The 23,137-nt window shown below is 73.2% G+C and carries 27 protein-coding genes and 1 pseudogene; 6 read left to right on the plus strand and 22 right to left on the minus strand.

The features are described 5' to 3' along the window. Nucleotides 1-76 precede the first annotated feature (76 nt). The 9 genes from trpA to hisI all read right to left on the minus strand — a co-directional run bounded on the left by trpA (nucleotide 77) and on the right by hisI (nucleotide 7,095). Entirely contained in the window at nucleotides 77-892 is an 816-nt protein-coding gene (trpA, locus tag ACFYR0_RS20050) for a tryptophan synthase subunit alpha (protein ID WP_389329465.1), read from the minus strand. Beyond that, on the minus strand, nucleotides 889-2,172 hold the full coding sequence (gene trpB, locus ACFYR0_RS20055; RefSeq protein ID WP_389329468.1) for a tryptophan synthase subunit beta: 1,284 nt from the start codon (nucleotides 2,170-2,172) through the stop codon (nucleotides 889-891). The genes trpA and trpB overlap by 4 nt, the downstream gene beginning before the upstream one ends. Before the next feature lie 134 nt (nucleotides 2,173-2,306). Beyond that, nucleotides 2,307-2,480, minus strand: a complete 174-nt coding sequence (trpM, locus tag ACFYR0_RS20060) for a tryptophan biosynthesis modulator TrpM (RefSeq protein WP_389329471.1) — start codon at nucleotides 2,478-2,480, stop codon at nucleotides 2,307-2,309. Between the two features lie 21 nt (nucleotides 2,481-2,501). After that, nucleotides 2,502-3,311, minus strand: coding sequence for an indole-3-glycerol phosphate synthase TrpC (gene trpC, locus ACFYR0_RS20065; protein WP_389329474.1), 810 nt, complete (start codon nucleotides 3,309-3,311; stop codon nucleotides 2,502-2,504). 139 nt (nucleotides 3,312-3,450) lie between these two features. After that, nucleotides 3,451-3,888, minus strand: coding sequence for a DUF2752 domain-containing protein (locus ACFYR0_RS20070; RefSeq protein ID WP_386380323.1), 438 nt, complete (start codon nucleotides 3,886-3,888; stop codon nucleotides 3,451-3,453). Nucleotides 3,889-4,009: 121 nt separating this feature from the next. Further along, nucleotides 4,010-4,285 carry an HGxxPAAW family protein gene (locus tag ACFYR0_RS20075; protein WP_386380324.1) on the minus strand — a complete coding sequence of 92 codons (276 nt, stop codon included), beginning with the start codon at nucleotides 4,283-4,285 and terminating at the stop codon, nucleotides 4,010-4,012. Nucleotides 4,286-4,446: 161 nt separating this feature from the next. Then, entirely contained in the window at nucleotides 4,447-5,100 is a 654-nt protein-coding gene (locus tag ACFYR0_RS20080; RefSeq protein ID WP_389329478.1) for a TIGR02234 family membrane protein, read from the minus strand. A 73-nt stretch (nucleotides 5,101-5,173) separates the two neighbouring features. Further along, nucleotides 5,174-6,673, minus strand: coding sequence for an anthranilate synthase component I (locus tag ACFYR0_RS20085; protein WP_389329481.1), 1,500 nt, complete (start codon nucleotides 6,671-6,673; stop codon nucleotides 5,174-5,176). Nucleotides 6,674-6,684: 11 nt separating this feature from the next. Continuing rightward, nucleotides 6,685-7,095, minus strand: a complete 411-nt coding sequence (gene hisI, locus ACFYR0_RS20090; RefSeq protein WP_389329484.1) for a phosphoribosyl-AMP cyclohydrolase — start codon at nucleotides 7,093-7,095, stop codon at nucleotides 6,685-6,687. A 161-nt stretch (nucleotides 7,096-7,256) separates the two neighbouring features. On the opposite strand from hisI, the gene ACFYR0_RS20095 reads away from it, so the two are divergent. After that, nucleotides 7,257-7,892: a TIGR03085 family metal-binding protein gene (locus tag ACFYR0_RS20095; RefSeq protein WP_389329487.1), complete on the plus strand. Its 636-nt coding sequence runs from the start codon at nucleotides 7,257-7,259 to the stop codon at nucleotides 7,890-7,892. 1 nt (nucleotide 7,893) lies between these two features. Here ACFYR0_RS20095 and ACFYR0_RS20100 read toward each other — a convergent pair. The 9 genes and pseudogenes from ACFYR0_RS20100 to hisD all read right to left on the minus strand — a co-directional run. After that, nucleotides 7,894-8,304 (minus strand): annotated as a pseudogene (locus tag ACFYR0_RS20100) (MFS transporter); the annotation flags it as partial. Nucleotides 8,305-8,347: 43 nt separating this feature from the next. Then, on the minus strand, nucleotides 8,348-9,103 hold the full coding sequence (gene hisF, locus ACFYR0_RS20105) for an imidazole glycerol phosphate synthase subunit HisF (RefSeq protein ID WP_389329490.1): 756 nt from the start codon (nucleotides 9,101-9,103) through the stop codon (nucleotides 8,348-8,350). Next, the gene (locus ACFYR0_RS20110; RefSeq protein WP_389329493.1) at nucleotides 9,100-9,504 is read right to left on the minus strand and encodes a RidA family protein; all 405 of its coding nucleotides are present in this window, start codon (nucleotides 9,502-9,504) and stop codon (nucleotides 9,100-9,102) included. Before ACFYR0_RS20110 ends, hisF begins: the two co-directional genes overlap by 4 nt. After that, on the minus strand, nucleotides 9,501-10,226 hold the full coding sequence (priA, locus tag ACFYR0_RS20115; RefSeq protein ID WP_389329496.1) for a bifunctional 1-(5-phosphoribosyl)-5-((5-phosphoribosylamino)methylideneamino)imidazole-4-carboxamide isomerase/phosphoribosylanthranilate isomerase PriA: 726 nt from the start codon (nucleotides 10,224-10,226) through the stop codon (nucleotides 9,501-9,503). The genes ACFYR0_RS20110 and priA overlap by 4 nt, the downstream gene beginning before the upstream one ends. 4 nt (nucleotides 10,227-10,230) lie before the next feature. Further along, a complete protein-coding gene (hisH, locus tag ACFYR0_RS20120; protein WP_389329499.1) occupies nucleotides 10,231-10,881 on the minus strand; it encodes an imidazole glycerol phosphate synthase subunit HisH in 651 nt (216 codons plus the stop codon). Continuing rightward, nucleotides 10,872-11,036: a hypothetical protein gene (locus ACFYR0_RS20125; RefSeq protein WP_386380335.1), complete on the minus strand. Its 165-nt coding sequence runs from the start codon at nucleotides 11,034-11,036 to the stop codon at nucleotides 10,872-10,874. The genes hisH and ACFYR0_RS20125 overlap by 10 nt, the downstream gene beginning before the upstream one ends. Further along, nucleotides 11,033-11,626 (minus strand): imidazoleglycerol-phosphate dehydratase HisB, encoded by a 594-nt coding sequence (hisB, locus tag ACFYR0_RS20130; RefSeq protein ID WP_389329502.1) that lies wholly within the window; start codon nucleotides 11,624-11,626, stop codon nucleotides 11,033-11,035. Before hisB ends, ACFYR0_RS20125 begins: the two co-directional genes overlap by 4 nt. Next, a complete protein-coding gene (locus tag ACFYR0_RS20135) occupies nucleotides 11,623-12,780 on the minus strand; it encodes a histidinol-phosphate transaminase (protein ID WP_389329505.1) in 1,158 nt (385 codons plus the stop codon). Before ACFYR0_RS20135 ends, hisB begins: the two co-directional genes overlap by 4 nt. Then, nucleotides 12,777-14,102 (minus strand): histidinol dehydrogenase, encoded by a 1,326-nt coding sequence (gene hisD / locus ACFYR0_RS20140; protein ID WP_389329508.1) that lies wholly within the window; start codon nucleotides 14,100-14,102, stop codon nucleotides 12,777-12,779. The genes ACFYR0_RS20135 and hisD overlap by 4 nt, the downstream gene beginning before the upstream one ends. 160 nt (nucleotides 14,103-14,262) lie before the next feature. Here hisD and ACFYR0_RS20145 point away from each other — a divergent pair, with 160 nt between their 5' ends. The 4 genes from ACFYR0_RS20145 to ybaK all read left to right on the plus strand — a co-directional run bounded on the left by ACFYR0_RS20145 (nucleotide 14,263) and on the right by ybaK (nucleotide 18,257). Further along, complete coding sequence (locus tag ACFYR0_RS20145) at nucleotides 14,263-15,855, plus strand: oxidoreductase (protein WP_389329511.1); 1,593 nt, start codon at nucleotides 14,263-14,265, stop codon at nucleotides 15,853-15,855. 98 nt (nucleotides 15,856-15,953) lie between these two features. Further along, the gene (locus ACFYR0_RS20150) at nucleotides 15,954-17,003 is read left to right on the plus strand and encodes a hypothetical protein (protein WP_389329514.1); all 1,050 of its coding nucleotides are present in this window, start codon (nucleotides 15,954-15,956) and stop codon (nucleotides 17,001-17,003) included. A gap of 11 nt (nucleotides 17,004-17,014) precedes the next feature. After that, a complete protein-coding gene (locus ACFYR0_RS20155) occupies nucleotides 17,015-17,755 on the plus strand; it encodes an LON peptidase substrate-binding domain-containing protein (RefSeq protein WP_389329517.1) in 741 nt (246 codons plus the stop codon). 4 nt (nucleotides 17,756-17,759) lie between these two features. Beyond that, a complete protein-coding gene (ybaK, locus tag ACFYR0_RS20160; RefSeq protein ID WP_389329520.1) occupies nucleotides 17,760-18,257 on the plus strand; it encodes a Cys-tRNA(Pro) deacylase in 498 nt (165 codons plus the stop codon). A 375-nt stretch (nucleotides 18,258-18,632) separates the two neighbouring features. On the opposite strand, the gene ACFYR0_RS20165 is transcribed toward ybaK, so the two are convergent. The 4 genes from ACFYR0_RS20165 to ACFYR0_RS20180 all read right to left on the minus strand — a co-directional run bounded on the left by ACFYR0_RS20165 (nucleotide 18,633) and on the right by ACFYR0_RS20180 (nucleotide 22,677). Beyond that, nucleotides 18,633-19,307, minus strand: coding sequence for an AAA family ATPase (locus ACFYR0_RS20165; RefSeq protein WP_389329523.1), 675 nt, complete (start codon nucleotides 19,305-19,307; stop codon nucleotides 18,633-18,635). A 34-nt stretch (nucleotides 19,308-19,341) separates the two neighbouring features. Next, a complete protein-coding gene (locus tag ACFYR0_RS20170; protein ID WP_389329526.1) occupies nucleotides 19,342-20,163 on the minus strand; it encodes an ABC transporter permease in 822 nt (273 codons plus the stop codon). A gap of 85 nt (nucleotides 20,164-20,248) precedes the next feature. Beyond that, entirely contained in the window at nucleotides 20,249-21,214 is a 966-nt protein-coding gene (locus ACFYR0_RS20175; RefSeq protein ID WP_389329529.1) for an ABC transporter ATP-binding protein, read from the minus strand. Between the two features lie 248 nt (nucleotides 21,215-21,462). Continuing rightward, a complete protein-coding gene (locus ACFYR0_RS20180) occupies nucleotides 21,463-22,677 on the minus strand; it encodes an NYN domain-containing protein (RefSeq protein ID WP_389329532.1) in 1,215 nt (404 codons plus the stop codon). Between the two features lie 224 nt (nucleotides 22,678-22,901). Here ACFYR0_RS20180 and ACFYR0_RS20185 point away from each other — a divergent pair, with 224 nt between their 5' ends. Further along, on the plus strand, nucleotides 22,902-23,066 hold the full coding sequence (locus tag ACFYR0_RS20185; RefSeq protein WP_389329535.1) for a hypothetical protein: 165 nt from the start codon (nucleotides 22,902-22,904) through the stop codon (nucleotides 23,064-23,066). Nucleotides 23,067-23,137 lie beyond the last annotated feature (71 nt).

The following is a 23,137-nucleotide window of genomic DNA, read 5'->3' on the forward strand; positions in this document are numbered from 1 at the left end:
CTCCCCGGTCCCAGGTCCACCCGTTCGAGTGAGTTGTACGAAATGCGCTGACTCCGAACCCCTGCCGGGGCCGCCGTCACGCCTGTCCGCGCACGCCCTTCGCGAGGTCGCCCGCCAGCTCGCGGACCGCCTCGATCCCGGCCGCGTCGTCCGGCGCGTCCAGCATCCGCTTGACGAACGCCGAGCCGACGATCACCCCGTCGGCGAACCCGCCGACCTCGGCCGCCTGGACCGCGTCGGAGACACCGAGGCCGACACAGACCGGCAGGTCGGTGGTGGCGCGGGTGCGCTCCACCAGGTTCTGGGCCTGCGTGCCGACCGACTCGCGGGTGCCCGTGACGCCCATCAGCGAGGCGGCGTAGACGAAGCCGCTGCCCGCCGCGGTGATCTCGCGCAGCCGCTCGTCCTTGCTGCTCGGCGCCACGACGAAGACGGTCGCGAGGCCGTGCTTCTCGGCGTGCTCCCTCCACAGCGCCGACTCCTGCACGGGCAGGTCGGGCAGGATGCACCCGGCGCCGCCCGCCTCGGCGAGCTCGGCGGTGAAGCGCTCCACGCCGTAGCGGTCGATGGGGTTCCAGTACGTCATGACCAGGATCGGCTTGCCGGTGGCCGCGTGGGCCTCCTTGACCGTGCGCATGACGTCCGCGATCCGCACACCGCCGCGCAGGGCGATGTCGTCGGCGGTCTGGATGACGGGGCCGTCCAGGACCGGGTCGCTGTGCGGCAGCCCCACCTCGACGACGTCGGCGCCGCCGTCCAGCGCGGCCTTGACGGCCTCGATCCCGCCGTCCACGGTCGGGAACCCGGCCGGGAGGTAGGCGATGAGGGCGGCGCGGCCCTCGGCCCTGGCGCCCGCGAGGGTGTCGGTCAGCAGTCGGATGTTCCCGCTCACTTGGCGTCCCCCTCGATCTCGGCGGTGTCGGCGGCGTCGGCCGCGACCTCGGCGTCGGTGTCGTACAGGCCGAAGTAGCGCGCGGCCGTGTCCATGTCCTTGTCGCCGCGGCCGGACAGGTTGATCACGATCAGCCCGTCCGGGCCCAGCTCCTTGCCGACCTCCAGGGCGCCGGCCAGCGCGTGGGCGCTCTCGATGGCCGGGATGACGCCCTCGGTGCGCGACAGCAGGCGCAGTGCCCGCATGGCCGCGTCGTCGGTGACCGCGCGGTACTCGGCGCGGCCGCTGTCCTTGAGGTAGGAGTGCTCCGGGCCGATGCCGGGGTAGTCCAGACCGGCCGAGATCGAGTACGGCTCGGTGATCTGGCCCTCGTCGTCCTGGAGGACGTAGGACCGCGAGCCGTGCAGGATGCCGGGCTCGCCCGCGGTCAGGGTCGCCGCGTGCTCGCCGGTGTCGACGCCGTGGCCGGCCGGCTCGCAGCCGATCAGCCGGACGGAGGTGTCGGGGATGAACGCGTGGAACAGGCCGATGGCGTTGGAGCCGCCGCCGACACAGGCGACCGCCGCGTCGGGCAGCCGTCCCGCGCGCTCCAGCAGCTGGCGGCGGGTCTCCACGCCGATGACGCGGTGGAAGTCGCGGACCATGGCCGGGAACGGGTGCGGGCCCGCGACCGTGCCGAAGAGGTAGTGCGTGTGGTCGACGTTGGCGACCCAGTCGCGGAACGCCTCGTTGATGGCGTCCTTGAGGGTGCGGCTGCCGGACTTCACGGCGACGACCTCGGCGCCGAGGATGCGCATCCGGGCCACGTTGAGGGCCTGGCGCCGGGTGTCGATCTCGCCCATGTAGATGGTGCAGTCGAGGCCGAACAGCGCGCAGGCCGTGGCCGTGGCGACGCCGTGCTGGCCGGCACCGGTCTCGGCGATGACCCTCGTCTTGCCCATGCGCTTGGTGAGCAGGGCCTGGCCGAGCACGTTGTTGATCTTGTGCGAGCCGGTGTGGTTGAGGTCTTCCCGCTTCAGGAAGATCCGGGCGCCGCCGGCGTGCTCGGCGAAGCGGGGGACCTCGGTGAGGGCGCTGGGCCGACCGGTGTAGTTCACCAGCAGGTCGTCGAGCTCCCGGGCGAACTCGGGGTCGTTCTTGGCCTTCTCGAACTCCACGGCGACCTCGTCGACCGCGGCGACGAGGGCCTCCGGGATGAACTTGCCGCCGAAGGCCCCGAAGTAGCCTTCGGGGCTGGGTACCTGACCCTCCGGGTCGGGGAGGAAGTAGGTGCTGGGCATGCGTGAGCCTCACGGTGAGTGTGATGGAAGAACACTGATCGCCGTGGGGGCGGGGTTGTCACTGGGCTGCGCACCTGTCGAGGCTGATCGCGCCCACGCGGCGGTAGCCGCACATCGAACGGAGCCCCGCGCCCCTAATGGGCGCGCTGCCATCGACGGCCGTTGACCTGCCCGGGCTCGTCCCCGATGACGTAACGCACCCTGCGGCCGTGCACCCGGCGGGCGGGGGCACGGCAACCGCGGGGCCGGCAACCGCGCGCCAGGCGCGCGTACCGATCCGTGGTCGTCACAGGAGTCGTCGGAGTCATCGCCCAAACCCTACCGGGTGATCAGCTGCGGCCGTGGCGCAGTGCCGGGTGTTCGCCCGCTGCCACCAGGTCGGCGACGGCGCTCTTGGGGTCCTTGCCCGTCACCAGGGACTCGCCGACCAGCACGGCGTCGGCCCCGGCGTTGGCGTAGGCGATGAGGTCGTGCGGGCCTCGGATGCCGGACTCGGCGATCTTCACGATGTGCTCGGGGATCTCCGGGGCGACGCGCTCGAAGGTCGAGCGGTCGACCTCCAGGGTCTTGAGGTTGCGGGCGTTGACGCCGATGACCTTCGCGCCCGCGTCGACCGCGCGCTCGACCTCGTCCTCGTCGTGCACCTCGACGAGCGGGGTCAGACCGATGGACTCGGCGCGCTCGATCAGCGACTCCAGGGCCGGCTGGTCGAGGGCGGCCACGATCAGCAGGGCGAGGTCGGCGCCGTACGCGCGGGCCTCCCACAGCTGGTACGAGGTGACGATGAAGTCCTTGCGCAGGACCGGGATGTCCACGCGGGCGCGGACCGCCTCCAGGTCGGCGAGCGAACCGCCGAAGCGGCGCTGCTCGGTGAGGACCGAGATGACGGCCGCGCCGCCTGCCTCGTAGTCCGCGGCGAGTCCGGCCGGGTCCGCGATGGCGGCCAGCGCCCCCTTGGAGGGGCTGGAGCGCTTGACCTCGCAGATCACCTTGACGCCGTCGCCGCGCAGCGCGGCCACGCCGTCCTTGGCCGAGCGGGCCTTCGCCGCGCGCTCCTTGAGCTCGTCGAGGCTGACGCGCGCCTGCCGCTCCGCGAGGTCGGCACGGACTCCGTCGATGATCTCGTCGAGCACACTCACGCGAGCGGCCCCCTTCCAGACGGTTGGCGGTTCCTGCGACCAGGGGTAAAACAATGGTCACTGCGATGGTATCCGGAGGAGGGCGTAGGCCTCGCATCCGGTTGACGGCGGTCCCAGTACCTGGACATTCCGTGGTCGATCAAGGATGGAGCCAGCTGCCGAAGGGCAGGTTCCGGACAACCGTGAAGACCAGCAACAACGTCCCCAAAGCCCACAGGTGCGCCGGGCCGAGATCGATCCGCAGCGGCCTGCCGCGCGCCGCGCGGACCACCCAGACGGTCCACAGCACGGCGAAGCCGAGGTAGGCGGCGACGGCCGGCGCGTTGGCGTGCAGGGCGGCCGGCAGGTCGCCGTGCACGAAGGCGTGCGCGCTGCGCAGTCCGCCGCAGCCGGGGCAGTACAGGCCGGTGAAGCGCAGCAGCGGGCAGACCGGGTAGTGGCCCGGCTCGTTGGGGTCGACCGTGCCGACGTAGGCGAAGGCCCCGGCGACCGCGGTGAGTACTCCCGCGGGCACGGCCAGCCGGAGGAGGGGCGTGGTGCGGGCCGTGGGTCCGCTGTCGGCGTTCACGTCTCGCATTGTGCCCCGGGCGGGGCGAGCGGGCGCGCGAAGGGGCGGCCCGGTGCCGGGCCGCCCCTTCGGTGTGCGGCTGTGCCGCGAGCGTCGTGTCACGCGGGCCGCGCGGGGGCGGCCCGGGGGCTCAGCCCTCGGCGGGCACCGGCTCACGGGTGACGGGCGCCTTCACCGCGGGGGCCTTGACCATGGCCAGCGGCTCAGCCTTGGGGGCACCCAGGCCCGCGGCGCGCATGCCGACGCCGACGACTCCGGCGAGAACCACGATCGCCATGCCGCCCCAGAAACCGAGCGGGTTGTCCATCACCATGAACGCGCCCGCGACGCCGAAACCGATGAAGGCGATGATGACACCCGTCCAGGCGGCCGGGGTGTGACCGTGACCGTGGCTGCTGTCCGCCATTGCTTGCTCCTCGTAGCCGTGTGCGTGGGTGAGCCTGACGCTCGTCGTCCATTGTCCCGTACGCGTGCGCGTGCCGGAGGCGGGGGTGGCAACCGATCACGTCGGTTTCACCACATCGGGACTTGTGGCCGGGGGCCGGAAGTCCCTCTCCCGTCCGGGCCCTACGCCGGTTCGGTGCCGGTGGGGTCCTCGCCGCGGTCGAGGGCCTTCCACAGGTCCTCGGGGCGGTCGGGGTCGGTGGTCGTCCGGGTGCGGCGCGGCCGGACGGTCCCGGCGCGCTCGTAGCGGCCGGACATGGCGGGCCAGAGCCGGCCGTAGCGCAGTGCGAGCAGGCCGGCCAGCAGGATCAGCAGACCGCCGGCGGCGGCGACGTAGGGCCACGCGGTGTGGCCGAGGGCGCCGACCGTGGCGGCGGTGTCGCCGGAGACCTCGGCGGCCTTCTCGTCGAGCGCCGCGCGGTCGGAGGCGCCGGCGAGGGCGGCGGCGATGGTGCCGGCGCCGCAGAGCGCGAGCAGTCCGGCGACCAGGAAGCGGCCGGCCCTGCGGACGGCGAAGACGGCGACGAGCGCGGCCAGGCCCACTATGGCCAGGGCGGCGGGGACGCCGGTGACGTCGCTGCCGCTGGCGGTCACGGAGAAGTCGCCGCCGGCCACGGTCGCGGTGCCCTGCGCCCAGCGCTGCCGGGTGGCCAGCAGCGCCACGGCCGCGCCGAGCGCGCCGGACAGCAGGGCCAGGGCGAGGCTGCGGCGGCCGCTCCCGGCGGGTCGCGCGGCTTCGGTTCGGGGGTGAGGTACGGCAGCAGTCACGTAGTCCACTATCGCCCCGACCCCGGGCGGTTCGTCACCCGGGGTTCGCGTGACAATCACCCCATTGTCGGCGCGGGGGGTTTCACGCCCGGTCCCCGAGGCGGTTGGCGGTGTGCACGGCGCGCAGGACGGCGGCCGCCTTGTTGCGGCACTCCTGGTCCTCGGCGACCGGGTCGGAGTCGGCGACGACGCCGGCCCCGGCCTGGACGTAGGCGGTGCCGTCGCGCAGCAGGGCGGTGCGGATGGCGATGGCGGTGTCGGAGTCGCCGGCGAAGTCGAGGTAGCCGACACAGCCGCCGTACAGACCGCGCCGGGCGGGCTCCAGCTCGTCGATGATCTGCATCGCGCGGGGCTTGGGCGCGCCGGAGAGCGTGCCGGCCGGGAAGCAGGCGGTGAGCACGTCGAAGGCGGTGCGGCCGGGGGCGACCCGGCCGGTGACCGTGGAGACGATGTGCATGACGTGCGAGTACCGCTCGATGGACATGAAGTCGACGACCTCGACGGAGCCGGGCTCGCAGACCCGCCCGAGGTCGTTGCGCCCTAGGTCGACGAGCATCAGGTGCTCGGCGCGTTCCTTGGGGTCGGCGAGCAGCTCGTCGGCGAGGGCCTGGTCCTCCTGCGGGGTGGCGCCGCGGGGCCGGGTGCCGGCGATGGGGTGGACCATGGCCCGCCCGTCCTCGACCTTGACCAGGGCCTCCGGGGAGGAGCCGACGACGTCGAAGGCCCCGCCGTCCCCGTGGGGGAACCGGATCAGGTACATGTACGGCGAGGGGTTGGTGGCCCGCAGCACCCGGTAGACGTCCAGTGCGCTCGCGGTGCACGGCGTCTCGAAGCGCTGGGAGGGCACGACCTGGAAGGCCTCGCCCGCGCGGATGCGCTCCTTGATGTCCTCGACCGCCGCCTGGAACTCGGGGCCGCCCCACCGCGCGGTGTACTCGGGCAGCTCGGAGGGCGGCAGCACGCCCGGGGGCTGGGCGACCGGGCGGGCCAGGTCGGCCTCCATGGCGTCGAGCCGGGCCACGGCGTCCGCGTGGGCCTCGTCGACACCGGTGTCGAGGTCGTTGTGGTTGATCGCGTTGGCGATCAGCAGGACCGAGCCCTCCCAGTGGTCCATCACCGCGAGGTCGCTGGTGAGGAGCATGGTCAGCTCGGGCAGCTTCAGGTCGTCGTGCTCGCCGGGGCCGATCTTCTCCAGGCGGCGCACGATGTCGTAGCCGAGGTAGCCGACCATGCCGCCGGTGAAGGGCGGCATGCCCTCCTGGTGCGGGGTGTGCAGGGCCTCGACGGTGGCGCGCAGGGCGGCCAGCGGGTCGCCGTCGGCGGGGACGCCGACGGGCGGGGTGCCGAGCCAGTGCGCCCGGCCGTCGCGGGTCGTCAGGGTGGCGGCGGAGCGGACGCCCACGAACGAGTAGCGGGACCACGAGCGGCCGTTCTCCGCGGACTCCAGCAGGAAGGTGCCGGGGCGCTCGGCGGCGAGCTTGCGGTAGAGCCCGACCGGGGTGTCACCGTCGGCGAGGAGCTTGCGGGTGACGGGGATGACGCGCCGGTCGGTGGCCAGCTTGCGGAACGTGTCGAGATCCATGCGCGCTGACCTTACTGATCCTGGGCCGCGGGGCCGTCGGACACGTCCTGGGCGACCCCGGCGTCCTTGAGCAGGACGTCGGCGTCGAAGCAGGTGCGGGCGCCGGTGTGGCAGGCGGCGCCCACCTGGTCGACCTGGACGAGCACGGTGTCGGCGTCGCAGTCCAGCGCCACGGACCTCACCCACTGGAAGTGCCCGGAGGTGTCGCCCTTGACCCAGTACTCCCGGCGGCTGCGGGACCAGTACGTGCAGCGGCCGGTAGTGAGGGTGCGATGCAGCGCCTCGTCGTCCATCCAGCCCAGCATCAGCACCTCTCCGGTGTCGTACTGCTGGGCGATGGCGGGCACGAGGCCGTCCGGGCTGCGCTTGAGACGCGCGGCGATCTCGGGGTCGAGGCCGCTGGGCTGGGGCGTACTGGTCATGTCAGCCATTGTGCCGCGCGGCACGGACCGTTACGGGCCGTGTCCATTGGGCGGACCCCGGCGTGGACACCGGGTGTCCGGCGGACGGCGCCCGGCACGGACGGCGCGCCCACGGGGTACGTGCGCTGGGCGGAGCTTTCACACGGTCGTAGGCTTTCCGCATGTCGACCTTCGCCAAGCGTGAACGGCTCCTGCTCGCCGACCTCTTGGAAACCGCCGGTCCCGACGCCCCGACGCTGTGCGAGGGGTGGCTGACCCGTGACCTGGCCGCGCACGTGGTGGTGCGCGAGCGGCGCCCCGACGCCGCCGGCGGCCTCGTGCTCAAGCAGCTCTCCTCGCGCCTGGACAAGGCGATGGAGGAGTTCGCGGCCAAGCCGTACGAGGAGCTGATCCAGCTGATCCGGACCGGCCCGCCGCGCTTTCACCCGTTCAACCTCAAGCAGATCGACGAGGTCTCCAACACGATCGAGTTCTACGTCCACACCGAGGACGTCCGGCGCGCCCAGCCCGACTGGAGCACGCGCGACCTGGACCCGGTCTTCCAGGACGCCCTGTGGTCCCGGATGGAGCGCACCGCCCGCCTCATGGGCCGCGGCGCCGCCACGGGCCTCGTCCTGCGCCGCCCCGACGGCCAGACGACGGTCGCCCACCGCGGCACCCCGGTGGTCACGGTGACCGGCGAACCCTCCGAGCTCCTGTTGTACCTCTACGGCCGCCAGGCGGCGGCCACGGTCGGCGTGGACGGCGACCCGGACGCCATCGCCAAGCTCCACGCGGGCAAGCAGCTGGGGATCTGACTCAGCGGGGCGGTTCGGCCCGGCGCAGGTCGCGGACGCCCAAGGCGACGACGCCGCCGAGACCGCACACGGCCGCGCTGACCACGAAGACGGGGCCGGTGCCCCGGGCGCCGACGGTCGCGGCGGACAGCGGCATGCTCAGCAGCGCGAGACCGAGGCTGACCAGGCTCGCGACGGATGCGACGCGGCCCGGGCACGCCGGGTCGGACCGCGTCCGGAGCAGGGCGCCGCACAGCGCGCCGCCGAGTCCGGCGAGCAGTCCGGCGAGCAGGGCCACCGCGACGGCTGCGGCGAGCCGGGGCACGAAGGCGAGGGCCCCGATCGCCACGCACCCGGCGAGGACGGCGGCCCCCGCGACCCGTCCGGCGTGCGGCACCCGGCCCCGGACGGCGAGCAGCAGCGAGGCGAGCCCCGGCCTCCTGGAGACCGGGGCTCGCCTCAGCGAGGGGGCGGCGTTAGCGCACGGGGTGACCCGCCTCGCGCAGGGCGTTCTTCACCTCGCCGATGCGCAGATCGCCGAAGTGGAAGACGGACGCCGCGAGCACCGCGTCCGCGCCCGCCGCGACCGCCGGGGCGAAGTCGGCCAGCCGGCCCGCGCCGCCGGAGGCGATGACGGGGACCGTCACATGCTTGCGGACGGCCTCGATCATGAGGATGTCGTAGCCGTCCTTGGTGCCGTCGGCGTCCATCGAGTTCAGCAGGATCTCACCGGCGCCCAGCTCGGCCGCCCGGTGCGCCCACTCCACCGCGTCGATGCCGGTGCCCTTGCGGCCGCCGTGGGTGGTCACCTCGAAGGAGCCCGTTTCCGTGCGGCGGGCGTCCACCGAGAGGACCAGGACCTGGCGGCCGAAGCGCTCGGCGATCTCACGGATCAGCTCGGGGCGGGCGATGGCGGCCGTGTTCACGCCCACCTTGTCCGCGCCCGCGCGCAGCAGCTTGTCCACGTCCTCGGCCGTACGGACGCCGCCGCCGACCGTGAGCGGGATGAACACCTGCTCGGCGGTGCGCCGCACCACGTCGTAGGTCGTCTCGCGGTCGCCCGACGAGGCGGTGATGTCCAGGAACGTCAGCTCGTCGGCGCCCTCGGCGTCGTACACCTTGGCCATCTCGACGGGGTCGCCCGCGTCGCGCAGGTTCTGGAAGTTGACGCCCTTGACGACCCGGCCGTTGTCCACGTCCAGGCAGGGGATGACTCGGACCGCCAGGGTCATGAATCCACGGCTCCTCTGTATGCCTCTAGTTCCACTTCGACCAGGATGCGCGGGTCGACGAAGCCCTCCACGACGAGCAGGGTCGCCACCGGGCGTACGGCGTCGAAGAACTCCTTGTGGGCGCGGCCCACCTCGTCGACGTCCCGCTGGTGGGTCAGATACATCCGGGTCCTGATCACCGACTCGGGCCCGAGCCCCAGCTCGGCGATCGCCCCCAGGGCGCTCGAGAAGGCCACCCTGGCCTGCTCGTACGGGTCGCCCTCCCCGTACAGCACCGTGCCCTTGAAGGACGTCGTGCCGCCCACGAGCACCCGGTCGCCCGCCGCGACGGCGCGCGCGAAACCGAAGGACTCCTCCCAGGGACTTCCGCTCTGCACACGCCGTACGGCCTCGGACGTCATGACGCCACAGCCTCCAGGGCCTCTTCCAGGGTGAACGCCTTCGCGTACAGCGCCTTGCCGACGATCGAGCCCTCGACGCCGAGGGGGACCAGCTCGGAGATCGCGCGCAGGTCGTCCAGGGAGGACACGCCGCCGGAGGCGACGACCGGGCGGTCGGTGGCCGCGCAGACGTTCCTCAGCAGCTCCAGGTTCGGGCCCTGGAGGGTGCCGTCCTTGGCGATGTCGGTGACGACGTAGCGGGCGCAGCCCTCGTTGTTCAGGCGCTCCAGCGTCTCGTAGAGGTCGCCGCCGTCGCGGGTCCAGCCGCGGCCGCGCAGGGTCGTGCCGCGTACGTCGAGGCCCACCGCGATCTTGTCGCCGTGCTCGGCGATGACCTTGGCGACCCACTCGGGGGTCTCCAGCGCGGCCGTGCCGAGGTTCACCCGGGTGCAGCCGGTGGCGAGGGCCGCCGCGAGGGAGGCGTCGTCGCGGATGCCGCCGGACAGCTCGACCTTGATGTCCATGGCCCTGGCGACCTCGGCGATCAGCTCCCGGTTGTCGCCCGTGCCGAACGCGGCGTCCAGGTCGACCAGGTGCAGCCACTCGGCGCCGGAGCGCTGCCAGGCCAGGGCGGCCTCCAGCGGGGAGCCGTAGGAGGTCTCGGTGCCGGACTCGCCGTGCACCAGACGGACGGCCTGTCCGTCGCGCACGTCGACGGCGGGGAGGAGTTCGAGCTTGGCCATGTCTCTACAGGGTTCCGATCCAGTTGGTGAGGAGCTGGGCTCCGGCGTCGCCGGACTTCTCGGGGTGGAACTGCGTGGCCCACAGCGCGCCGTTCTCGACGGCGGCCACGAAGGGCTTTCCGTAGGTCGTCCAGGTGACCCTGGGCGCGGCGATGAGCGGGTTGTTGATCTCCAGCGACCAGTCCTGGACGGCGTAGGAGTGCACGAAGTAGTAGCGCGCGTCCGCGTCGAGGCCGGCGAACAGCTGCGAGTCGGCCGGGGCGTCGACGGTGTTCCAGCCCATGTGGGGCACGACCTCGGCCTGGAGCGGCTCGACCGAGCCGGGCCACTCGTCCAGGCCCTCGGTCTCCACGCCGTGCTCGATGCCGCGCGCGAAGAGGATCTGCATGCCGACGCAGATGCCCATGACCGGGCGTCCGCCGGACAGCCGCCGGTCGACGATCCAGTCGCCGCGGGCCTCGCGCAGGCCGTTCATGCAGGCGGCGAAGGCGCCGACGCCGGGCACCAGCAGACCGTCGGCGTTCATCGCCCTGTCGAAGTCACGGGTGATCTCGACGTCGGCGCCCACGCGCGCGAGGGCACGCTCGGCGGAACGGACGTTGCCGAAGCCGTAGTCGAAGACGACGACCTTCTTGGATCCGGCGGTCAACTCCACACCTCCAGCCTGAGGACACCCGCGGCGAGACACATCGCGGCGCCGATGGAGAGCAGCACGATCAGGCTCTTGGGCATCTGCTGCTTGGCGAAGGAGATGATGCCGCCGACCAGGAACAGGCCGACGACGATCAGCACGGTCGACAGGCCGTTCACAGGGCACCCTTCGTGGACGGGAGGATGCCGGCCGCGCGCGGGTCACGCTCGGAGGCGTAGCGCAGGGCGCGGGCGAGCGCCTTGAACTGGCACTCCACGATGTGGTGCGCGTTGCGGCCGTAGGGCACGTGCACGTGCAGCGCGATCTGCGCCTGGGCGACGAAGGACTCCAGGATGTGCCGGGTCATCGTGGTGTCGTACTCGCCGATCATCGGCGCCATCTTCTCGGGCTCGGTGTGCACGAGGTACGGGCGGCCGGACAGGTCGACCGTGACCTGGGCGAGGGACTCGTCCAGCGGGACCGTGCAGTTGCCGAAGCGGTAGATGCCGACCTTGTCGCCGAGGGCCTGCCTGAAGGCGGCGCCGAGCGCGAGGGCGGTGTCCTCGATGGTGTGGTGCGAGTCGATGTGCAGATCGCCCTCGGTCTTCACGGTCAGGTCGAACAGACCGTGCCGGCCGAGCTGGTCGAGCATGTGGTCGTAGAAGCCGACACCGGTCGCCACGTCGACCTGGCCCGTGCCGTCGAGGTCTATCTCGACGAGGACCGAGGTCTCCTTCGTGACCCGCTCCACGCGTCCTACGCGGTTCATGCGTTCTGCTCCTTCTTCTCCGCCGGGTGTCCGGGGGTCTCCCCCGGGGCAAACACAGCACGGACCGCGTCGAGGAACGCGTCGTTCTCTTCGGGGGTGCCGGCGGTGACCCGCAGCCGGCCGGGTACGCCGTTGTCCCGGACCAGGACACCCCGGTCGAGGATCTTCTGCCAGGCGGCGTGGGCGCCGCCCTCGCCGTCGAACCGGCCGAACTGGACGAAGTTGGCGTCCGAGGCGGTCACCTCGAACCCGATCGCCAGCAGCTCGCTCACCAGCCGGTCCCGCTCGGCCTTCAGCTGCTCGACATAACCGAGCAGGGTGTCGGTGTGTTCCAGCGCGGCCAGCGCGGTCGCCTGGGTGACGGCCGACAGGTGGTACGGCAGCCGGACGAGCTGGACCGCGTCCACGACGGCCGGGTGCGCGGCGAGATAGCCGAGCCTGAGGCCCGCCGCGCCGAACGCCTTGGACATCGTGCGGGAGACGACGAGATGCGGCCGGCCCGCCAGCAGCGGCAGCAGCGAGTCGCCGTGGCTGAACTCGACGTACGCCTCGTCGACCACCACGATCGACGGCCTGGCGGCCTGCGCGGCCTCGTACAGCGCGAGGACCGTCTCGGCCGGGACCGCGTTGCCCGTGGGGTTGTTGGGGGTCGTGACGAACACGACGTCGGGCCGGTGCTCGGCGACGGCCTTCTCGGCCGCCGCGAGGTCGATGGTGAAGTCGTCGGAGCGGGGCCCCGAGATCCAGCCGGTGCCCGTGCCGCGCGCGATCAGGCCGTGCATCGAGTACGAGGGCTCGAAGCCGATCGCGGTACGGCCCGGCCCGCCGAAGGTCTGGAGCAACTGCTGGATGACCTCGTTGGAGCCGTTCGCCGCCCACACGTTGGCGAGGCCCACCTCGTGGCCCGAGGTGTGCGTCAGATACTCGGCGAGCTTCGTGCGCAGCTCGACCGCGTCCCGGTCCGGGTAGCGGTTGAGGTGCCGGGCCGCCTCCCGCACCCGCTCGGCGATCCGCTCGACCAGCGGCTCGGGCAGCGGGTAGGGGTTCTCGTTGGTGTTCAGCCGTACGGGTACGTCCAGCTGGGGCGCGCCGTAGGGGGTCTTGCCGCGCAGCTCGTCCCGTACGGGAAGATCGTCGATCCTTACGTCGTTCACTTGCTCTCCGGCACCTTCCAGCCGAACCTTGCCTTGATCGCCGCGCCGTGCGCGGGCAGGTCCTCCGCCTCCGCCAGCGTCACCACGTGGTGGGCGACCTCGGCCAGCGCGTCCTTCGTGTAGTCGACGACGTGGATGCCGCGCAGGAAGGACTGGACGGACAGGCCCGAGGAGTGGCAGGCGCAGCCGCCGGTGGGCAGGACGTGGTTGGACCCGGCGGCGTAGTCGCCGAGCGACACGGGTGCCCAGGGGCCGATGAAGATCGCGCCCGCGTTGCGCACCCGGTCCGCCAGGGCGGCCGCGTCGGCCGTCTGGATCTCCAGGTGCTCGGCGCCGTACGCGTCGACGACCCGCAGGCCCTCCTCGACGCCGTCGACCAGCACGATCGCGGACTGCCTGCCCTTGAGGGCCGGGACGATCCGGTCGTCGACGTGCTTGCTGGCCGCGACCTGCGTCTGCAGCTCCCTCTCGACCGCGTCCGCGAGGTCCACCGAGTCGGTGACCAGGACGGCCGCCGCGAGCGGGTCGTGCTCGGCCTGGCTGATCAGGTCGGAGGCGACGTGGACCGGGTCGGCGGTGTCGTCGGCGAGGACGGCGATCTCGGTCGGGCCGGCCTCCGCGTCGATGCCGATCTTGCCGGTGAAGTAACGCTTGGCGGCGGCGACCCAGATGTTGCCGGGGCCGGTGACCATGCTGGCGGGCGGGCAGGACTCGGTGCCGTACGCGAACATCGCGACGGCGGTGGCGCCGCCGGCCGCGTACACCTCGTCGACGCCCAGCAGCGCGCACGCGGCGAGGATCGTCGGGTGCGGCAGGCCGTCGAACTCGGCCTGGGCGGGCGAGGCGAGCGCGATGGACTCGACGCCGGCCTCCTGGGCGGGCACGACGTTCATCACCACGGAGGACGGGTACACGGACCGGCCGCCGGGGGCGTACAGGCCGACGCGGTCGACCGGCACCCACTTCTCGGTGACCGTGCCGCCGGGCGCGACCTGGGTGGTGTGGGTGGTGCGGCGCTGCTCGCGGTGGACGAGGCGGGCGCGGTGGATGCTCTCCTCCAGTGCCGCGCGCACGGCCGGGTCGAGCTCGTCGAGCGCCTCGGTGAGCGCCCCGGCGGGGACCCGCACCCGCTCCAGCCGTACCCCGTCGAACTTCTCCGCGAAGTCGATCAGCGCCGCGTCGCCACGATGATGCACGGCCTCGCAGATGGGACGCACCTTCTCGAGGGCGGCCTGTACGTCGAAGTCGGCTCGGGGCAGCAGGTCGCGCAGGGCGGGACCCTCCGGGAGGGCGTCGCCGCGCAGATCGATTCGGGAGATCACGGTGCCCATTGTCCCAGACCGCCGTCACCGGCCGTCCGCGCGTATCAATGGCTGATACAGGCCGTGGGACATCACCTTCACCATCGGCGTTCGGACCGTCACTCACCGGGCATCACGGTCGTACGCGTCCATGTGCTGCCGGGGAGGGAGGTGACCAGCCGTGACCGTGGGGGACGGTGAGCCTCCGGAGGAGCTGACGGCCGCCGAGGTGGGCATGTGGCAGGCGTTCCGCAACGGCACCGCGTACGACCTGAGCAGCGGCGATCCGCTGGTCGACGACCCGCACGGCGGGCGGGTCTGGGGCGCGGGGCGCACGGTGCGGGCCCGGATCGTGTGCTGGCTGCTGCTGGACGGGCCGCCCGCGCTGGCCGGGCGGGTGTCCTCGCTGAAGCTCACCGGGGTGCGGATCACCGACCCCTTCGATCTGGCGGGCGGCACGGTGGTGCCCTACGTGGAGCTGCACGGCTGCCGTTTCGACCGCGAGGTGCTGCTGCCGGAGGCGCGTTTCACCACGGTGCGGCTGGTGAACTGCGCGGTGCCCCGGCTGGAGGCGGCCCGGGTGCACACGGAGGGCGATCTGCATCTGCCGCGCTGCCGCTTCTCCCGCGGTGTCCGGCTCACCGACGCGCACATCGGCACCGACCTGATGCTGAACCAGGCCGTCGTGCACCCCGACCGCCGCGGCCGCTCCCTCACCGGGGACGGCATGAGCGTGGGCCAGGACCTCCAGGCCGAGCTGCTGGAGTCGTACGGCGAGCTGAGTCTGCGCGGCGCGAGCGTCGGCGTGTCGCTGAGTCTGCGCGGGGCGCGGCTGGTGAACCCGGAGGCCCGGCTCGCGCTGAACGCGCCGCAGCTGACCGTCGGGCGGACGGTGTACATGACCCCGGCGGCCATCGGCAGCGGCCTGCCGACCGGGGTGACCCCGCCGCGCGGGACACGTATCCGGCCCTTCGAGTGCGTGGGCGGGGCCCGCCTGGACGACGGCCGGTTCGGGGACGCCGTCGACCTGGAGCGGGCCCGGCTGGAGCTGGCGGAGGACCAGGAGCTGTCGCTGCGCCGGGTGCAGACGCCCGAGCTGCGGTTCCTGGGCGAGGCCCCGCAGTTCGGCAGCGTGGCGCTGTCCGGGGCGCGGATCGTCAACCTGGTCGACCGGGCGAGCAGCTGGCCGGGGCCGGGGCGGCTGCACATAGGGGGCTTCGCCTACGAGAACCTGGTGCCGCACGGGCCCTTCTCCCCCACGCAGCGGCTGGCGTGGGTGGCCGCCGCGACCGCCGAGTACAGCCCGGAGCCGTACGAGCGGCTGGCGGCGGTGCTGCGGGCGGGCGGTGAGGACGAGGACGCGCGCGAGGTGCTGCTCGCCAAGCAGCGGCGCCGCCGCGAGACGCTGCCGCTGGGTCCCAAGGTGTGGGGCTACCTCCAGGACTGGACCGTGGCCTACGGCTACCGGCCGGGGCGCGCCGCGTTGTGGATGGCGGTGCTGTGGGCGGCGGGGTCGCTGGCCTTCGCGTACGCCGGGCGGCCGGCGAGCGGCTCGGGGGCCGGGGGCGGCGGCATGGGCACGGGTGAGGAGCCGCCGTGGAACCCGGCGCTGTTCGCCCTCGACCTGCTGCTGCCGGTGATCGACCTCGGGCAGGTGGGGCTCTGGCAGTTGCAGGGCGGCTGGCAGTGGCTGGGTGCCGCGCTGGTGCTGCTGGGCTGGATCCTGGCCACGACGGTGGCGGCGGGGGCGACGAGGCTGCTGCGGCCGGGGTGACCGGTGAGCACGGTCTTTACCTGCCCTTGACCGGCGGGCGTACAACCTTCGACGGGTTGGCCACAGGGACTGGCGCGTGCCGGACCTGCGGTCCTTCAATGGTCGACACCATGGCTCTGCTGCCCCCGTTCCGCCGCGCCGCCCGGATCTCCCGTCCCCCCGCGCGGGTCCCCCACCCCGTCCCCGGACTCCCGGCCGACGACGAGGTGCTCCTCGACGCGCCCGACGACCGCCTCGGCCCGGCGCTGGTCGGCGCCGGGCGCGGCGACTTCGCCCCGGCCGCCCTGCTGCTCGCCGGGACCCGGGCGCGCGGCGAGTGGGAGCTGCGCGACCGGTACGTCGTCCGGCTGGCGTTCTTCGCGCACGCGCGCCCCGAGTGGTTCCAGGCGTGGCGTGCGGCCTCCCCGCTCGACCCCGACGCGCTGCTGGTCGGCGCGCAGCTCGCGGTGGACCGGGTGTGGGGGTCCCCGGCCCGCGCGGAGCTGCTGCGGGAGGTGAGCCCGGCGATCACGGCCACCGCGCACGGCGACCACCGCGACCCGGTGCCCTGGCGGCTGGCGCTGGACCACGCGCGCGGCACCCGGGCCGGGCACAAGTACTTCGGCGAGCTGTGGGAGGCGGCGGTCCGGCGCGCCCCGCACCACTACGGCTGCCATGTGGCGGCGCTGCGGTATCTGGCCGCGTCGTACCACGGCTCGCACGCGGAGTGCTTCGACTTCGCCGACCGGGCCGCGCAGGACGCCCCGCCGGACTCCCTGGTGCAGGCGCTGCCGGTGCGGGCCGCCTTCGCGTACCTGGCCGACGGCTGCGGGCCCGAGGTGCCGCGCGCCCGGCTGGACGCGGCCGCCGACCGGGCCGTCGCGCTGTCCGCGCGGTTCCCGGCGGCCGACCCGTGGCCCGCGCAGATCCGCAATCTGCTGGCCTGTGTGCTGGTGCGGCTGGACCGGTACGCGGACGCCCTGGACCAGCTGCGGCAGACCGGCCCGTACGCCACGTCCTTCCCCTGGGACCGGGCCGGGGAGGAGCCGCTCGGGGTGTTCCTGCGGGTGCGGGCGGGGCTGCTCGCGGGGGGCCGGGCGGTCGAACTGGGCGGCGCCGGGCATCCGCACACCGGGCACGCCGGACGCGCACGCTCCGCCGACCATTAGGCTTTGGCGCCGTGACCACCGTCCGCCTGCCGCTCTTTCCGCTGAACTCGGTGCTGTTCCCGGGGCTCGTGCTCCCGCTGAACGTCTTCGAGGAGCGCTATCGCGCCATGATGCAGACCCTTCTGAAGACACCCGAGGAGGAAGCCCGCCGGTTCGCCGTCGTCGCCATCCGCGACGGCCACGAGGTCGCGCCGAGCGAGTCGGGCATGCCCGATCCGAACGCGGTGCCGGAACGCGGCCCCGCCGCGGGCTTCGGCCCCGATCCCGTCAAGGCCTTCCACGGGGTGGGCTGTATCGCCGACGCGGCGACGATCCGGGAGCGGCCCGACGGCTCGTTCGAGGTGCTGGCCACCGGGACGACCCGGGTACGGCTGGTCTCGGTCGACGCCTCGGGGCCGTTCCTGACGGCCGAACTGGAACCGCTGCCGGAGGACCCGGGCGACGAGGCGGGGGCGCTCGCGGAGGGCACCCTGCGGGCGTTCCGCCAGTACCAGAAACGGCTGGCCGGGGCCCGCGAACGCTCCCTCGCGAGCGGGGCCGAACTGCCCGACGAACCGTCCGTGGTGTCCTACCTGGTGGCCGCCGCGATGGTGCTCGACACGCCCACGAAGCAGCGGCTGCTCCAGGCCCCGGACACGGCGTCGCGGCTGCGGGACGAGCTGAAGCTCCTGCGCGCGGAGACGGCGATCATCCGCAATCTGCCCTCCCTGCCGGCGATGGACCTGACGCGCGGCCGTACGAGTCTGAACTGAGGACATGGCGAAGAAGGCGAAGAAGCAGCAGGGCGGTACGCCGGCCACGGTGGCGCTCACCGCGGCGGGCGTGGAGTACACGGTCCACGCCTACGACCACGACCCGTCCCACCCCTCCTACGGTGAGGAGGCCGCCGAGGCGATGGGGGTGTCCCCCGACCGGGTGTTCAAGACGCTGGTGGCCGACGTCGACGGCACGCTGACCGTGGCCGTGGTCCCGGTGGCCGGGTCCCTCGATCTCAAGGCGCTGGCGTCGGCGGTGGGCGGGAAGAAGGCCGCGATGGCCGATCCGGCGCTGGCCGAGCGGGCGACGGGGTATGTGCGGGGTGGGATCTCTCCGCTGGGGCAGCGGAAGCGGTTGCCCACCGTGCTGGACGAGTCCGCCTCGTCGCACGCGACGATCTGTGTGTCCGCGGGGCGGAGGGGGCTGGAGGTGGAGCTGGCTCCCGGGGATCTGGCTTCGCTGACGGGGGCGGTGCTTGCGGGCATCGGGCGGGGGTAGCCGGCTGCCGTCCGGCGGTTGGGCGGGGTGGGGCTTGCGGTTGTGTGTCCGGCCGCGGGTGGTCCGTGGTTTTCGCGCAGTTCCCCGCGCCCCTGATCACTCCGGTGCGGGTGGGCGGTGGCTTGTCGCGCAGTTCCCCGCGCCCCTGAAGGCCCGGTCAGCTGGGGTTTTCGCGTAGTTCCCCGCGCCCCTGATGGGGGTCGAGGCGTGCCTGGGTGCGGGTTGTGTGTGGCTTTTTGCGCAGTTCCCCGCGCCCCTGGAGACCTCCTCGGCTGTGGCTTGTCGCGCGTCCTCGCGCCCCTGGAGATCCCGTCGGCCGGGGTTTTTCGCGCAGTTTCCCGCGCCTCCTATGGACCCTCCGGCGTGCTCGAGGGGCTACTTGTGGTGGTGCTGGGGGTGCATGGGGGGTTCGGGGTCTCTGGGGCCGAAGAGGGCTGTGAGGCCCAGGTGGAAGAGGAGGGCGCCCAGGGGCCAGGCCAGGAGCGCGCCCTTGGCGTTCAGCTTCAGGGGGGCCGAGAAGGTGACCCCCTGCCCGGCCTCCTTCGCGTGCGCGAGGACGTCGTCGGCCGGGCCGAGCCACAGGCCGAAACGCCAGGCCAGCACGGAGCCGAGCAGGCCGCCGAGGCCTAGGGCGACGACCAGGGGGACACCGCCTTGGCGGCGGACGAGAAAGACGGCCAGGGCCGTCACCACGCCGAAGGCCAGCCCCAGGAGGGCGAACGTTCCGTCGGTGCCGATGGCCTGCTCGCCCTCGGTCTCCTTGACGTAGACGACCCAGCTTCCGTCGGTCACCTCGCCGATCAGCGGAATGCGCGGCGCGAGCCAGTTCCACAGCGCGCCGAGCAGCACTCCGGTCAGCGCCACCGCGACGGTGATCACGGCGGCCTCACGCAGCTCCGTCCGCATCCCGGGACCGTCCTGTCCGTACCCGTACGCCCCGTCGTGACCGGCCCCGCCCGACGGCGGCGGCCATGCGGCATGGGGCGAGTGGGACTGGCTGTGCGCCGACTGCTCGTGCGGCGGCGGAGGCGGAGTAAACGGTGCGGTCACCCTGACATCGTGCCAGGCCCGCCCGCCCGGTGCGTCACCGGACGGCAGCCCGGCGGTACGCCCACGTCGCCACGGCCAGCGAGATGCCCCCGACCCCCGCGCACACCGCGAGGTCCACGGCCACCACGGCCCAGTCGGGATCCGCCGAGAAGGTGCGGGCGTACGCCTCGACACCGTACGTCGAGGGCAGCAGATCACGGGCCAGCCGCACGAGCTGCGGCATCCGCTCCGGCGGCAGCACGCCCAGCAGCAGCGCCGCGGACATGCCGAGCTGCCCCAGCACGGTGGCCAGCTCCGGTCGCGGCGCGAGCAGCCCGAGGGCGGCGCCGAGCCCGGACAGGGCGGCCCCTGCGAGCGGGACGACCGCGAGGAGGATCCACAGGTTGGTCAGCGGCAGCCCGAACAGCACACAGCCGAAGGCGGCCGTGACGAAGGTCCCCGGCACGGTGAAGGAGGCGTAGGCCCCCGCCGCGCCCAGCACGACCGCGGCCGGCGGCACCGGCAGGGTCGCGTAGTGGTCGAGCCCGCCGGTCGACCGCAGCTGCCCGAAGTACTGCGCCAGCAGGTTCAGCGCGACGAAGGCCACGACGAGCACCGCCGAACCGGCCACCACGTGCTCGGCCTGGCTGCCGCCGTCGACCACCCCGCGCATCATGACCAGGATGCCGACCGACTGGAAGGTCGCCACGAACAGCAGCGGGATGCGCGCCACCCGTGCCCGGGACAGCTGCGCCCGGTACACGGCCGCCAGGGACGGCCACAGCCGCGCCCGCGGCCCGAGCTCGGCCGGGTCCGCGGCCCGCTCCCCCGTCTTCAGGACACCGCCCGGCAGCACCTCTGCGGGTACGACACTCACCTCGCGCTGCTCCCCTTCCTGGGGTTCACTGCGGATCTCGCCCCAACGCGTGCATTCTCCCGTACGGCGACCGCGGCCCTGCCGTTCACGCCTTCACCAGCCCCTGCCGCGCGGCCCCGCCCAGGGCCAGGTAGACGTCCTCCAGGCTGGGCGTGGCCAGGGTGAAGTCGTCCAGGGCGGCGAACGCGGCGCCGCCGGTGACGGTGGCCACGACCGCGCGGGCCTCCTCCGGGGCGAGCCGCAGCGTCCAGCGGCGGCCGGACTCCTCGGCCCCCTCTCGCAGCGCCGCGACCTCGGGCACCTCCAGCGGCGCCCGGTCCCGCCACACCAGTTCGACGCGGACCTCGCCGGCCACCCGCTCCTTGAGCCCGGCGGGTGTGTCGCAGGCGATCACCCGGCCCCGGTCGAGCACGGCGACCCGGTCCAGGACCGTCTCGGCCTCGATCACGTTGTGGGTGACGAGCAGCACCGTCGTACCGTGCTCGGCGCGCCGGCGGTCCACGGCGGACCACACGGCCCGCCGCGCCACCGGGTCCATCGCGGTAGTGGGCTCGTCCAGCACCAGCAGCGGGCGTTCGCCGACCAGCGCGGCGGCGAGGCAGGCCAGCCGGCGCTGTCCGCCGGAGAGTTTCTTCAGGGGCCGTGAGGCGAGCGCGGTCAGCCCGAGCTCCTCCAGCACGGAGTCCCGCTCGGCGCGCGCCTGCCGGGCCTCCAGCCCGCGCAGCCGCCCGGTCGTCTCGGCGGCCAGCGACACGGTCAGCTCGTCCAGGGCGGTCGACTCCTGCCCCAGGTAGGCGAGGATGCGCGCGGCCCGCTCCGGGTGCCGCACGATGTCGTGCCCGAGGATGTGCACGCTCCCGCCGTCGGGCCGCATCAGCCCGGTGAGCTGGCGTACAAGCGTGGTCTTCCCGGCCCCGTTCGGCCCGAGCAGGCCGAAGATCTCGCCGCGCCGGATGTCGAGCTCCACGTCGTCGGTGGCCCGTACCTCGGGCACCGCGGGCACTCCTCGCCGGCCGCGCATCGCCGGATACGTCTTGGTCAGCCCGCGCACCGCGCACACCACATCACCGGGGTGTCCAGGGGCATGTCCCGCGCGCGTACTCACAAGGGACGAGACTACGGGGTCGGGACGGCGCACATGCCCCCGGGGCGGCCCATCACCGCAAAACCGCCCGTACACCCTTTTCCCGGCCACCGCCCCCGCGGCCGTACGGGCCATGCCCTGCTACCCCGCCACCGCCCCGCGGCCGTACGGGCCATGCCCTGCTCTCCGGCCGCAGCCCGTACGGTCCTGCCGACTCACTCCCCGGCGGGGGCGTGCTCCGGGGCCGTGGGGACGTCGAACTCGCGCCAGAAGCCCGCGCGGATCGCGTACCGGTCGTGCTCGTCGATCTGGTCGTCCTTGTGGGCCAGCAGCCCGAAGCGGGCCGCGTACCGCAGCAGTTCCCCGTCGATCCGGTGCGGGATGCGCGGGTACATGCCCGACAGCCGCTGGAGATGCCCCTGGTCCCCCAGCCGGGCCATCCACCGGCGGGCGAAAACCTGCCCGACCTCGTACGGGTCGCCGCCAACGGTCGTGATGTCCTCCTCCCGGTCGGCCCAGCGCTGCTCGGCCGTGGTGAGCTGTGCCAGCGTCGGCATGGCGGCGATCTCCGGCGGCTCGGCGCCGACGCCGGGCCGGTCCACCCAGCCCTTGTCGGAGGACCAGCGCAGGGTCGCGCTCGCCGGGTGCTGCACGGCGTGCGTGCCGGGTCCGCGCATGGCGGCGAGGTCCTTGGGGGTGGGCACGCCCTTGGGCGCGGGCACCCGCTCCTGGTCGGCGGGCCGCGTACCGGCGGCGGGATGCTGCGCGGGCTCGTCGGCGGGCCGCTCGGTGCCGGGCAGGCTCGCGTCGGGCAGCGGCGCGGACAGGATCGCGGCGATCTCCGGCCGCGGCGCGGGCGGCGGCGCGCAGATCCCGGTCAGCTCCTTGGCCCGGACGGCCTTGGTGATCCAGGTCCGGTCCAGCACGCGCCGTTCGTCGGCCTCGGCGACCAGGTCCTCCGACTGGTTGTAGTCGCCGTCGGCGGCCTGGACGGCCCAGAGGTGGACGGCGACACCGTGCTCCTTGGCGGCCATCATGCCGGGCAGCAGATCGCCGTCTCCGGTGACCAGGACGATGTCGGAGCAGGCGCGGTTGCGGGCCAGTTCGGTCAGTTCGGCGTGCATGGCCGCGTCGACGCCCTTCTGGGCCCAGCGTCCGTCGCTGCGGGTCAGGGCGCCCAGCCGGACGGTGACCCGGGGCATCACCCGCAGCCTGCGGTGCTCGGGCTGGGGGACGCGGTCGGGGGCGCCGTCGAACCAGTAGATGCGCAGCAGGGGGCGCTCGGTCTCGGACTCGGCGCGCTCGCGCAGGCCCTGGATGAGGGCCGCGTGGTCGACGGTGATGCGGGACCTGGACGGTTCCCCGGCGAGGAGACTGGCGGCGGCCCCCAGCAGATACCCGGCGTCCACCAGGACGATGCAGCGGTCCACACGACTCACCCTCTTCCTGGGAGTTTTGCTTGCGGCTCGCTTCGAGTCTGCCCGACCGCGCGTGGGTTAACGGCCGGAACTCGATCTTCGGCGTGGCGTTTCGGGGCGTCACTCCGCGACCACGCCTGTCACACACGGTAATTATCCGAAATGCGCTCTTTGTCAGGCTATGTGAATCTGGTCGCGGCCCTGGCCCCTAGATCACCCTCAGGAGGCAGATCACCATGGCCAAGAACAAGAACCGTGACCGCAAGCAGCCGCAGGCCGAGCGCATGCAGCAGTCCGCCCAGCAGTCCTCGATGGAGCAGCAGGCGGAACAGCGGATGGCGCAGGTGACTCCCGGCGACGTGGCCCGCAAGGGCAGGGAGAAGCGCTTCGGTCACAACTGACATCTTCATAAAGGGTTGTTGAGACCCAGGCACACGTGAGGGGCGCGCCCGCTTCGGGTGCGCCCCTCACG

This window comes from Streptomyces sp. NPDC005017 (assembly GCF_042873115.1).
In the GTDB taxonomy this organism is placed as follows: Bacteria; Actinomycetota; Actinomycetes; order Streptomycetales; family Streptomycetaceae; genus Streptomyces.

What these genes read in the sequence shown, in the direction of transcription:
- trpB (WP_389329468.1), bottom strand. Translation starts at nt 2,172, where the DNA reads ATGCCCAGCACCTACTTCCTCCCCGACCCGGAGGGTCAGGTACCCAGC.
- trpM (WP_389329471.1), bottom strand. Translation starts at nt 2,480, where the DNA reads ATGACTCCGACGACTCCTGTGACGACCACGGATCGGTACGCGCGCCTG.
- ACFYR0_RS20070 (WP_386380323.1), bottom strand. Translation starts at nt 3,888, where the DNA reads ATGCGAGACGTGAACGCCGACAGCGGACCCACGGCCCGCACCACGCCC.
- ACFYR0_RS20075 (WP_386380324.1), bottom strand. Translation starts at nt 4,285, where the DNA reads ATGGCGGACAGCAGCCACGGTCACGGTCACACCCCGGCCGCCTGGACG.
- ACFYR0_RS20085 (WP_389329481.1), bottom strand. Translation starts at nt 6,673, where the DNA reads ATGGATCTCGACACGTTCCGCAAGCTGGCCACCGACCGGCGCGTCATC.
- hisI (WP_389329484.1), bottom strand. Translation starts at nt 7,095, where the DNA reads ATGACCAGTACGCCCCAGCCCAGCGGCCTCGACCCCGAGATCGCCGCG.
- ACFYR0_RS20095 (WP_389329487.1), top strand. Translation starts at nt 7,257, where the DNA reads ATGTCGACCTTCGCCAAGCGTGAACGGCTCCTGCTCGCCGACCTCTTG.
- hisF (WP_389329490.1), bottom strand. Translation starts at nt 9,103, where the DNA reads ATGACCCTGGCGGTCCGAGTCATCCCCTGCCTGGACGTGGACAACGGC.
- ACFYR0_RS20110 (WP_389329493.1), bottom strand. Translation starts at nt 9,504, where the DNA reads ATGACGTCCGAGGCCGTACGGCGTGTGCAGAGCGGAAGTCCCTGGGAG.
- priA (WP_389329496.1), bottom strand. Translation starts at nt 10,226, where the DNA reads ATGGCCAAGCTCGAACTCCTCCCCGCCGTCGACGTGCGCGACGGACAG.
- hisB (WP_389329502.1), bottom strand. Translation starts at nt 11,626, where the DNA reads ATGAACCGCGTAGGACGCGTGGAGCGGGTCACGAAGGAGACCTCGGTC.
- ACFYR0_RS20150 (WP_389329514.1), top strand. Translation starts at nt 15,954, where the DNA reads ATGGTCGACACCATGGCTCTGCTGCCCCCGTTCCGCCGCGCCGCCCGG.
- ybaK (WP_389329520.1), top strand. Translation starts at nt 17,760, where the DNA reads ATGGCGAAGAAGGCGAAGAAGCAGCAGGGCGGTACGCCGGCCACGGTG.
- ACFYR0_RS20185 (WP_389329535.1), top strand. Translation starts at nt 22,902, where the DNA reads ATGGCCAAGAACAAGAACCGTGACCGCAAGCAGCCGCAGGCCGAGCGC.